Origin of the sequence: Phaeodactylibacter luteus, from assembly GCF_007993045.1 — a bacterium.
Taxonomy (GTDB): domain Bacteria; phylum Bacteroidota; class Bacteroidia; order Chitinophagales; family Saprospiraceae; genus Phaeodactylibacter; species Phaeodactylibacter luteus.
On sequence record NZ_VOOR01000039.1, the window covers coordinates 38224 to 49353 of the forward strand.

An 11130-nucleotide genomic window follows, 5' to 3' on the forward strand; every position below is an offset into this window, starting at 1 on the left:
TGTTCTGTCGGGGCTTCCAGCTTTCAGCAGCTTGCACAAGAAGGAGCGTGGAAAAATCCGTTGGGCGTGCCAGAAATGTTCCGCCCTTCCCGTATTTTGCACCCTCTGCTAAACGCCCAGCATGCCCTAAAATCTTGCTGTGCCCATACCTAACAGCCCGGCCGGGCCGTTAGGGTACACCAAACCACACCAACTATGTACACCTTTCGCCCCGTCCTGACGGCCCTTCTGCTCACTTTTTCTTTTTCCATGGCATCCGCTTCGGGCAAAGATTTCCGCTACACGCCCCAAGCAAGGGAAGCCTATGCTAAGGCTACCAGCCTCCGCTTTGGGGAGGCCTATGCCCTGCTTTCTCAAATCCGCCTGACAGACCCCGGCAACCTCGTGGTCTACCACATTGAAAACTATATCGACTTCTTCAAGATCTATATCAATGAAGACGAAAAGGAGTACAAGGCCTTAGGCGAAAAGCGGGACAGCCGGTTGGAGAAAATCGAGCAGGAAGGCAGCCCGGAATCGCCCTATTACCGCTTTGTCCAGGCTGATATCCGTTTGCAGTGGGCGTTGGCGCAGCTGCGTTTTGGAGACTATTTCAGCGCTTTCACAGAAGTGAGCAAAGCCCACCGCTTATTGCAGGAAAACCAAGCGCTGCACCCGGAATTCCTGCCCAACCAAAAAGATTTGGGCATTCTGCATGCCATGGTCGGCACCATCCCCGACAGCTATAAGTGGGGCATCAAAGTACTGAGCGGGCTGCGCGGCACCGTTGAGGGGGGGCGCAGCGAGCTGCAGCAGGTCATCATCAAAATGAAAGACGACCCGGGCTACGCCTTCGGGCAAGAGACTTATGTGCTGTATGCTCTGCTCATGCTGCACCTCGAAAAGGAAGAAGACGCTGCATGGGACATTCTGCGGCAGGCAGGCTTATCCCCCGCTGAGAACCCCTTGCATTGTTTCTTAGTGGCCAATATGGCCATGCGCACCGGCCGCAATGATAAAGCGGTCGAAGTACTGGAAAAGCGGCCCTCTGGCCCGGGCTTTCATGAGTTCCCTTACCTGGATTATATGCATGGCCTGGCTAAGCTCCGCCGCCTGGATAAGGATGCTGCCCCTTACTTTAAGCGCTACATAGCGGCTTACAATGGGCGGAACTTCATCAAGGAGGCTCACCAAAAGCTGGCCTGGCAGGCCTTGGTCAATGGGGACCAAGCTGGGTATGCCAAGCAGATGCAAACCTGCCTAAGTGTCGGTTATGATGTGGCAGGAGGAGATAAGGACGCACAGCGGGAAGCGGAGAGCGGGAAGCCTCCTCACTTAGCACTGCTCAAAGCCCGGCTGTTGTTCGACGGCGGGTATTATTTGGAGGGGCATGAACTGCTGCAGGGGCTGGATGCTGGGCAGCTCGGGGCAGATGCTCAGCTGGAATACCACTACCGAATGGGGCGCATGCTGCATGGCCTGGAGCGCTACCCCGAGGCGCTGAAGTCCTATCAGCGGGCGTTTGTGATGGGCAGCGAAAGCCCTTTGTTTTTCGCCTGCAACGCAGCTTTGCAAATGGGGCTGATCTATGAAGAATTGGACAAGCCCCAGGCGGCGGCCAATGCTTTTGAGCGGTGCCTCAGCTTAAAGCCGGAAGCTTACCGCACCGGGCTGCACCAACAGGCCAAAGCCGGGCTCAGCCGCCTGAAGGGCTGATTCACTGCTTGTTCAGCCCCCAATCGTACGTTAAATAGGTGAGGTTTGCCCCTTTGTCGAGTGTTATAGGCGCGTACTGATTGATGTACCCGATTAGGCTTTTCCCGGTGGCTTTAAAATCGGCACTGTACCAAGTGAAAATCTTAGACAGTTGCGCCGCGTCTGTGCTGAGCTGGTTCTTTTTTTCATCGGCCAAAAAGGCTCGTGCTGCCTGCGTGAGCTGTGCATCCAACTTTTCAGCAGTATAAGCCCGGTTGGCCAGTTTGGGGCAGGAGATGGCCGCACAATTGACCGCGAAGTGTATCCTTGGCTCCTTGAAGCGTGGCCGGATAATGCCGTGCTCTATATTGTTCAGGTCGTAGGTTTCCCCTTCAATCTCTATGAATTTAATATCCCAGACCGTATTCACAAAAGGGATACCGTTTTTGATGTCTTTGATGCTCGCCACAGGGTAATGGTCTGCAACGAGCTTGACGGTAAAGGCGTTGTACAAATTGATCCAATAGGCCAGGCGCTCATCCCGGCTCCAATTTTTATCGTTGGGGTGGTTCTGCCGCAGTAGGCCGAGGTAGGCGTTGAGCTGAGCGCTGTCGCGTATAAAGCCTTCGTAGTCCACCAGCCCGTCATCGGATACATGTTTTTGCAGGAGGCTGTCCCATATTTGATGGGAAATGGGCTGAGAGGAAGAGCGGACTTTGCCCACCTTGCAGCCGGTGAAGGCGAAGGCTAAAAAGGGGAACAATACAAGCGGCAGGTATTTCATGCTGTCGGAAAGTGTTTTTTTTAGGAAACAGCTGGGAGGGGGCAGAAGTTATAGCCCGATATGCCGATAATCGCCTCTGAGTAGGTTGGGCGTGAATCAAAAGGTCGCGGGCGTTTGTGCTCTAGCCTGGCATCGGCCTAGCGCTGCGCAGGGGTTTAAGAGCTGTTCGGATTTTACCCTTCGGGCTGCTCTTGCCAACTTTTGTCCTGCTCTTCGTTGTTTTTCGGTCACGTAGCTAGGCTATTGGATTCAAGAATGGGGCCCTTTGTCCCATTCTTGAATATAAAACGCCTCGATCAGGGCAAAATTTGGCTGCGTTCGCTCCAAAAGCAAAATCTGAACAGCTCTAAGCCCGACAGGGCCGAGCGGATAGCGAGCCCCGGAGCATAGCGGCACCTGCCTTTTGGCAGGGGCAGGCCCCTGAAAAAACGACAATCTGGTTTTCGCCCCGTAGGTTTGGGCAGGAAAGGTATTGAAAGACAGGTGTTTGTGTTTTGCCCCCCTGCTGTCTTGGGCTGCCCGCTAAAGGTATCCGTGCTTTGGCTGCTAGCGCGAAAGTATAGCCTGATGGGCTTCAAAGCGGACTTCAACGCGGTCGCCAGGCTGCAGCCCGCGCAGATCGGCAATAGCAGCGGGCACCTGTACCACATTGGTGCCAATAAGGACGCTCATCAGGAAGCTGCTGCCGGCTTCCTCTATATGGAGCACTTCGCCGGAAAGCAAAAAGGAGCCGTCGGGCGCATTCGCCAAGGCTACCTCATCAGGCAGCTCCGGCTGAGAGATGGCCCCGTGGTCTAACCGCACTACCCGGTCGGCTAGTTTGAAAATCTCTTGATAATCGTGGCTGACAATCAGGGTGGTCAGCCCAAAAGCTTTATGTAGCCGTAAGATATAGTTCTGCAGGCGTGCCCTCATGCGCTGATCGAGGGCAGAGAGGGGTTCGTCCAGCAGGAGCAGGCGTGGGCGCCTTACCAAAGCTCGGGCTAAGGCCACCCTTTGTTGTTGCCCTCCGGACAAACGTGCGGGGTAGCGCCCCATCAGCTCTTGCAGCTCAGTGATGTCTACGAGCTCGCTGATGATGTCTTCGGGGGCCCCCTTGGGCAGGGCGTAGTGCAGGTTTTGCGCTACGGTCATATTCGGGAAGAGGGCGTAATCCTGGAAGACGAGCCCGACGTTGCGGTCTTGTACCCTGAGGTTGATACCTTGGCGGGTATCGAGCCAGGTTTCCCCAAATGCGGAAATGCTCCCTTCTGCTGCTGTTTCCAGCCCTGCAATCATCCGCAGCAGTGTGGTTTTGCCACTGCCAGATGGGCCAGTCACGGCAAGGAACTCGCCGGCCTGTGCTTCTAATTCGGGCTGCAGCAAAAGGGGCCCCGTTGCTGCGTGCAAGTGTTTTTTTAGCCGGATGCGGATCATCGTGCTTAGGTTGAGAGGAGTTGCTAGGCCGTGCGCAGCATCCGTCGGTTAATGAGGTAGACAGCGGCCAGTATCGTAAATGCAAAGGCTACCATGGCCAGGGCATATTGATTGGCCAGGCCATAGTTCATGGCTTCCACTTCATCGTAGATGGCAATGGAGGCGACCCTGGTTTGGCCAGGGATATTGCCGCCTATCATCAGGATGACGCCAAACTCGCCTACAGTGTGGGCAAATGCGAGGACGATACCTGTGAGCAGGGCCGGCTTGATGTTGGGCAGCTCTACTTTAATCAAGGTTTCCCAACGGGACTTCCCTAGGCTGTAAGAGGCTTCTGCCAAGTGGCGGGGCAAGTTTTCAAAACCAGACTGCAGGGGCTGCACCATAAATGGGAGGCTGTAAATGACAGAGCCGGCTACCAGCCCGCTAAAGGTGAAGACGAGCTTGAGGCCGGCAGTTTCGCTCAGCCAGGCCCCCAATGCCGAGCTAGGGCTGAAAGCCAGCAAAAGGTAAAAGCCAAGTACAGTGGGCGGCAGTACCAGCGGCATGCTGATCAGGGCCTCTGCCAGTGGCTTGGCCCGGCTCTGGCTTTTGGATAAACCATAGGCGAGCGGGATGCCCAGTACGAGCAAGATAAGGGTAGTGGCCCCAGCCAGTTGAAAAGTAAGCCAAAGGGTCTGCCAAAAACTGCTTTCCATACGGTTATGGTGCTTTAAGGAGTACTTCTATGGCTTCCCGTTCCTCGGGGTTGTTCACATTGCGCAGCTTATCGGGCTCTTCAGGAGATAGTAGCTCTATGTCGCTGTTGATGAGTACTTTGCGTGGGCAGGAATAGCCTTGTGCGAGAAACTGAAGTAAAACCGGGTATGCCCGAGGCTCCCAAATGGTGATGAGGGGCTCCGGGAAATCGGTGGCCGGGTTGTGGAAAGCCGTAGCCAGTTTAGAAGCATTACGGTAGCCAGCCAGCTGGGCAAGCACACTGTGGTCGAGCAAGGGAAGGTCGCAGGCAGCCACCAGCCACGCTGCTTCGGGGTGCTGCCGGAAAGCAGATAAGATGCCTCCGAAAGGGCCTAGCCCACTGAAAGCATCGGCTAGCGGGCTGCTGACTTCCCCCGCCTGTTCAGGGCGGCAGGAGGTATACACCTTTTCACAGATACTGCCCATCAGCTGTGCCAAGTGCTCCCGCTGAGGTTGGCCATGGTAGTTGATGAGGCCTTTATCTTCCCCCATGCGCATACTTTTGCCCCCGGCGAGCACTAGCCCATAGAGCGGGGCGAGCAGGGCTTTGAGCTCTTTCTCCACAAAGAGCGGGATGCCGGCATCGTCTGCCAGCTTCATCTGCGGGATGTTGTTAAAGCCTTCGAGCGCCTCGCGCAGCCATGGGAAGGGCTCGCTTACCCCGTCAGCCAAGAGGATGAGCCGGACGTCGGTCAGGCGGTCCAGCTTTCGTTTCAACGATTCCTCCTTTTTGGGGTCTACTACTACAATTTGCCGCTTGCCAGGGAAGTGGTTGCCGTTGATGATGACGGCGTCCTGCATATTGAGCAATGGGCGGAACTGAAAAGCATTCAGCCCGCCACGGAAATCTAGCCGGTGGTAGCCTATCTTATCCGTATATACAAGGTGGGCACCGTGCTGCATAGCTTGTGGCTGCCCATTTTCATCGCCCTCCCCCTTATGGTCAGCATCGACATAGCCAATTTGGAAAATCTCGCTAAGGCGGTCGATAATGGCATAAGCCAGCCGTTGGACGTTGCCGCAAGGCGTACCTAGTATAGCCCACTCATTGCGGTGGAACTGGCCGTAAGCAGGCCTCGAAAGGCTTGCATGTTTTTTATGTTTAGGCTTGGAGTCCTCCATGATCATCAGTTTTTAATGCTGGGCGTACCGGTATCCTCCGAAAAGGCCCAATGGATAGAAAGGCTGCACAGGCTTTTGAGCTGAGGGTCAGCCTTCCCGTTTGAAGTCCCGTTTCCCACCAGTTTTTTCCATGAGCTTCACCTCGCGGATAAGGATGTCGTGTGAAAAGGCTTTGCACATATCGTAGACAGTGAGCGCAGCTACAGTTGCGCCGGTCAGGGCTTCCATCTCTACCCCTGTGCGGGCAGTGATGCGCGCAGTGCAGTCGATCACCACTTCTCTAGCTTCATTAACATGAATGTCGACGTTGCAGTTGTCTAGCCCGAGCGGGTGGCACAGCGGGATCAATTCGCCCGTTTTCTTGGAGGCCATGATGCCTGCCAAGACAGCCGTTTGGAAAACAGGCCCTTTGGCTGTCCGGATGTCTCCGGCTTCGAGCTGATCCATAATCTCCTGCCCAAGGGCTACTATGGCCCTGGCCCGTGCGCTACGCCGGGTGACGGCTTTTTCCCCTACGTCTACCATATTGGGGTTGCCCTTTGCATCGAGGTGGGTAAAAGAACTCATGCTTGTTTCAATTTTGCTCAGCACCAAGGTACACAGTACGCTGCATAAAGAACAATTTTGTGGCCGGATATGAGGCGCGGCCAGGCGAAACCCCTTCGAATGCCTACTTTTGCAATATGGAGTATATTATGCATAGCTTTTGGGGCTTTCTGAGCATGGCATTGGGAGTGGCACTGCCCGGGCTCGTCAATATGACAACGGTAAGGGAGTGTATCAAACGCGGCTATGCTGCTGCCAACCGGTTCAATATAGGGGCTGCCGGGGCGGTGTTCATTCACGGCTATATCGCCATTGCTTTTGCCGGGCTTTTCACCCGCCACCCGAGCTGGCTCAGTTACCTGCGGCAGGCTGCAGTAGCCCTGTTTGCTGCTTTGAGCTTCGTTTTTTTAGTGCAGGCCCTGCGCAGGCAGGTAGCTAAAGGGAGCCGCAGAAAGGGGAGGCCTGTGCTTAAGGGCTTCGTAGTCTCTTTTTTTAATGTGCTCAATGTGCCCGGTATTTTTGCTTTTGGCACCCTGCTCCGTGCGCGAGACCTCATTACCTTCAGCAGCCCCTACCGCTTGTTTTTCATATTGGGCGCAGCGAGCGGCGCTTATGCTGTGCTTACGGTTTATGCCCGCTTTGCCCGCCGGGTAGAGCAGGCCGGGGCCACATTTTATAAGCAGCTGAATTTTGCGCTCAGTGCCCTGTTCCTGGCCCTGGCCCTCGTGCAGCTCGTGCAGCTTTGGTATGGCGCTTAGGTGCACAAGTTTTGCTTGGCGCAAACCAGCTTGCCGTTCTTTTGGGCCTGCCCCCTCCGCAAGGATAGGGGCCTGCCCCTGCTTGGCAGCAGGTGCCGCTATGCTACGGGGCTCGCTGTCCGCTCGGCCCTAACGGGCTGGCCACCCCTCCGCAGCGCTAGTCCGGTGCCCTCCTAGGGCTAAGGCCTGCCCTGTAGTATTGGCTTCTAATGCGCTTGTGCCAGCTGCCCGGTGGTTAACGTGCAATGACCATCCGGCTTATGGCCTGCCGGTCCCCATTTTGTGCTTTGAGGATGTATATCCCCTCTGGCAGATCAGCGATCTGCAAGCGGAAATCAGGGGTCGTGCTGTAGGCGGCCTTTACCGGCCGCCCCTGCAGGTCTGCTATGATCGCGGTGAAGCCTTGGCTGAACCCCTGCGCTTTTAGCCACACGGCATCTCCAGCCGGGTTAGGATAAACCTGTACGGCTGGGCTGGGCAGAGAACGGCTTCCGCTTTGGCTGATGAAGGACTCGTCCACTAGCAGGGTGGTATCCGTTGTGATTACGTTGGTGCTGAGCGTATCCCCTTCGGCCCCTATGAGGGCGAGGCCAGTGATGACCGTGGTGAAGGGGATCTCTGGCTCGAACCGCCCCATGATGATATCCGAGCTGACGATGAAGTTGACAGTGGCCAGGCGGCTCTGCCCTGCAGCGCCGCCAATATTCTTACGGGCCCAGGCAATATCATAGCGGCTTTCGCCAAATTCGAGCAAGTCTCTTTCCGTCCGTAGCAAGGCTTCAGACGTGCCTAGGAAAGCTTCTTCGTTGTAGTCGACAGATATAGAAAAGGGCAGGGTCAGTTCATAGGGGTAGGCAAAGGAGAGCGCAAGGGCGTGCAGGTCTTGTGCCGGGTAGCTTTCCGAACCGGCATAGATTCCAGCAGTGACGTGCACAAACTCGTTTCCTCCATCAATAAGGTAGTGGTCTTCGTCAAATGCCAGGTACACAGGCGGGCTGCCTTCGCCCCCTGTTGCAACAGTTGTGTTGAGGTCTGGGGCGTAATTTTCCTGTATCGCGGCCACGTCGTAGTCGTCGATGAAGCCATCCCCATCACAGTCGAAATGTTTATAGTTGACGCCTTGGTTGCTATGCGCCCAGTCTGGGCCAGCATTGGGGGCCCAAAGGGTAGGGTGGGAAGCATCTGGCAGGTAAGTGCGTGGAGGGCCCGCCAGCCCGTAGCCTAGCCCAATATTGGGAAGGTCATAGATGTTGGCTTTGCGGTCGCCATTGGCATCACCCGGGTAGATACAGTCGCTCAGGATGCACAAGTCTTCATCCGAGCCGGAGGTGACCGGTGCACAAAAGCTATCGGTACAGCCTTGTGGCCCAAAGATAGAGAGGCAAACCCATGCGGTATCCCCTTGTGGCACTTCAAAATGAAGGGTGGCGGTTTGGGCAGGTGCTGGAATGGGGTACCCGTTGATGCTCCAGCTTAGGCTATCCTGAGGGTTGTGCCCGTCTGAATAGGCATAAAATGTGCCATCCAGCGCTTCTGTGAATAAAAAGTGGGCCTCGCAGTTGGGCGGCCCGGAAGAATATGCCGTAAGGGGCTGCCACAACGAGAGCAGGAGGAGCGCCGCCCTGATGAGCGCAGCGCGGAAGCGGAAAGCAGTTGGTGTATGGTTGGTTCGCATGTCAGTAGATCTTTTTCCCAGATGGTCTTTCACTATGCAAAAGTGCAGGGCTAAATGTTTTAACAAAAGGACGTTTTTGTTGTTTTGTTTCTGTTTTTAGAGGATTTGTGCTTCTTAAGTTGTTGTTTTTTAGTTTTTTAGGTTTTAAAAAAACAAGTATTGTTCTAGATGGAGAAGTCTAAACTATACACTTTTTTAGCTTCCTTTTCAGGCAGCATGCTGGAGCGTTTCGAGCTGTTCTTGGCTTCTCCTTATTATACAGAGCAAAGGGAGCTACTGCTGCTGTTCAGAAAACTGAAGGCACAATTGGAAAAAGAGGTAGGATTAGGAAGTAAACAATTATCCAAGCAATTGGTTTGGAAAAGCTTGTTTGAAGCTAGAGTTTCGTATAATGACTTGGCCATGAGGCAGTTGCAAACAAGCCTGCTGCAGATGGCATACAGGTTTGTCCATGCGGAGGCTTCGGCCGGCCGGCCAGAAGAGGAATGGCTGTCCGTAATGGCAGCAACAAGGGCGCCCCATATGGAAAAGCATTTCCGTGGAGTAGTGCGCAAAATGGAGCGGCAGGCGGAGCAGCCCCCGACGGCGCATTCTTTCGAGTACAGATACCGTTTTTACCTGGAGCGGCATTGGCAAGTGGAAGCCCGTAGCGAAAAACTTCAAGATGCACAGTTTTTGGAAGCTGCAGATTACTTTTTGGAGGTGGGCTATCATTTGCGCAAGCTCAAGCACTACTGCGATGCGGTGGGCTATGAGCATTTTATGGCCGCCCCTCCTAAAATTTATCTTCGGGAAGGCTACCTCGATTACCTTGGCGGGCAGCCTTTCCTAGCCGAAGAGCCTTGGCTTAAAGCCTTTTATTATACAGCCCGTATGCTCACCGATCAGGATGGGGAGCCCTGGTTTTTTGAACTGCGAGAGCTTTTGTTTTCTAATTTGGGGGAGTTCCCCGCCGAGGATGCACGGGCGCTTTGCATCCACCTCAGCAATTTTTGTATCGATAAGAAGATCAATACAGGGGAAGCTGCTTACTTTGGAGAGCTTTTTACGGTCTACCGCAGAGGGATAGAGTCGGAGCTGTTGCTCAGAGAAGGGCAGCTGAGCTATCAGGATTATAAGAACATCATTACGGTAGGCCTGCACATCAAGGCTTACGATTGGGTAGAGCAATTCATAGAAGGCTACACAGACCGCCTCCCTGAAGAGCATCGGGATAATGCCTTGGCGTACAACCTGGCCAAGGTCTACTTCCATCAGGGGGCTTACGGGCGTGTCATCGAGCAGTTGAGGGAGGTGGAGTACGAATCATTGGTGTATGCATTAGGCAGTAAGCTGCTCCTGCTCTTGACTTATTACGAGGCTGGGGAGTTTTTAGCGCTGGACGGGCTGCTCGATAGCTTTCGGATATACCTTAGGCGCAACCGGCAGATATCTAAGGAAGTGCGGCAGCAGTACCTGAATGTCATCCGGTTTACCCGCCGCCTGTCCAATCTTTCTCCAGGGGATGAGAAGGCGTTGCTGAAAATCCAAAAAGAGGTGGAAGCGTGCGAAGCGCTCGCCGGACGGCAGTGGCTGATGGAGAAAATAGCGGGCCTCAAGCCGGTATCAGCACGATAATTTGGGGCAAATAGGGTAACACAAATACTACATTTGCTTGTAATTAACTGTAGGACAAGTATTTGTGTTGGATGAAGAAAAAAGTTATTTGATTGCAGGGGTTATCGTAATTCTGATTAATATTGCACCATAACCCAAAAGAAGATAAACAACACTCACCAAAAAGCGCGGCCGGCGTTAAATGATTTTGCACCCATTAATCCTGATCCGGCCTTTCCTAACACCTGCTATGTCTCATTGACAGACACTAACAGGACACCACTAAATTTTTAGGCTCAAGACGGCTGTAGAGCCGCCTATCGGATAGCTGTAACCTGGTTTCAGCTTTATTTGCTGTTGACATTGATTAAGGTGTCTTCAGTGATGCTATGCTGTGCCTGAAGGTTTGTTTTGTAGCGAGCCTGTTTTGAAAGTCAAAGGTTTAACATCTGCCAACTGTACTTAGCGTGATTGGCAGGCTTCTGGCGAGCTAGTTCAAAAATTGAGTTCGGCAGGCTAAATGTTTATAAGTCTTTGATTTACAGATCAGAACGGGCTCCAAGCGTGTGCAAGCAGTTCAAGTTCTCCGTTCGCTTGGCATTTAAAAGCTTATTTGTACCTAAAAAACCCGAAGGAATTAAAGAGCCTTCGCTGGTTTAGCATTGGCAGGCTCTTAGAAGTTTTGTTTTTGTTCGTGAACTTCTTTTTTGCCTGTTACCCGGAGCCGCTTTCTCAGTAGAGCTCCTGGGTAACTTTTTTGATTTTAAAGAACAGTAAACACACTATCTGGACAGCACTCAAAGCGCATTTTTTAACTGTTT

9 protein-coding genes are annotated in these 11130 nt (G+C 53.6%); 3 read left to right on the forward strand and 6 right to left on the reverse strand.

Annotated elements, in window-relative coordinates; genetic code table 11:
* Positions 1–195: 195 nt before the first annotated feature.
* Positions 196–1695: a tetratricopeptide repeat protein gene (locus FRY97_RS16230; RefSeq protein ID WP_147168611.1), complete on the forward strand. Its 1500-nt coding sequence runs from the start codon at positions 196–198 to the stop codon at positions 1693–1695.
* Between the two features lies 1 nt (position 1696).
* Here the strand turns inward: FRY97_RS16230 and FRY97_RS16235 are convergent, their stop codons facing one another.
* The 5 genes from FRY97_RS16235 to moaC form a co-directional block, all read right to left on the reverse strand.
* On the reverse strand, positions 1697–2458 hold the full coding sequence (locus FRY97_RS16235; RefSeq protein WP_147168612.1) for a DUF547 domain-containing protein: 762 nt from the start codon (positions 2456–2458) through the stop codon (positions 1697–1699).
* Positions 2459–3004: 546 nt separating this feature from the next.
* Positions 3005–3874, reverse strand: a complete 870-nt coding sequence (locus tag FRY97_RS16240) for an ATP-binding cassette domain-containing protein (protein ID WP_147168613.1) — start codon at positions 3872–3874, stop codon at positions 3005–3007.
* Between the two features lie 23 nt (positions 3875–3897).
* The gene (gene modB, locus FRY97_RS16245; RefSeq protein ID WP_147168614.1) at positions 3898–4572 is read right to left on the reverse strand and encodes a molybdate ABC transporter permease subunit; all 675 of its coding nucleotides are present in this window, start codon (positions 4570–4572) and stop codon (positions 3898–3900) included.
* Positions 4573–4576: 4 nt separating this feature from the next.
* Positions 4577–5734: an NTP transferase domain-containing protein gene (locus tag FRY97_RS16250; RefSeq protein WP_147168615.1), complete on the reverse strand. Its 1158-nt coding sequence runs from the start codon at positions 5732–5734 to the stop codon at positions 4577–4579.
* An 87-nt stretch (positions 5735–5821) separates the two neighbouring features.
* Entirely contained in the window at positions 5822–6301 is a 480-nt protein-coding gene (gene moaC, locus FRY97_RS16255) for a cyclic pyranopterin monophosphate synthase MoaC (protein WP_147168616.1), read from the reverse strand.
* Positions 6302–6417: 116 nt separating this feature from the next.
* Here moaC and FRY97_RS16260 point away from each other — a divergent pair, with 116 nt between their 5' ends.
* A complete protein-coding gene (locus FRY97_RS16260; RefSeq protein WP_147168617.1) occupies positions 6418–7038 on the forward strand; it encodes a hypothetical protein in 621 nt (206 codons plus the stop codon).
* 235 nt (positions 7039–7273) lie between these two features.
* Here the strand turns inward: FRY97_RS16260 and FRY97_RS16265 are convergent, their stop codons facing one another.
* Entirely contained in the window at positions 7274–8713 is a 1440-nt protein-coding gene (locus FRY97_RS16265) for a T9SS type A sorting domain-containing protein (RefSeq protein ID WP_147168618.1), read from the reverse strand.
* Positions 8714–8881: 168 nt separating this feature from the next.
* On the opposite strand from FRY97_RS16265, the gene FRY97_RS16270 reads away from it, so the two are divergent.
* On the forward strand, positions 8882–10330 hold the full coding sequence (locus FRY97_RS16270) for a hypothetical protein (RefSeq protein ID WP_147168619.1): 1449 nt from the start codon (positions 8882–8884) through the stop codon (positions 10328–10330).
* The last annotated feature ends 800 nt before the right edge of the window (positions 10331–11130 follow it).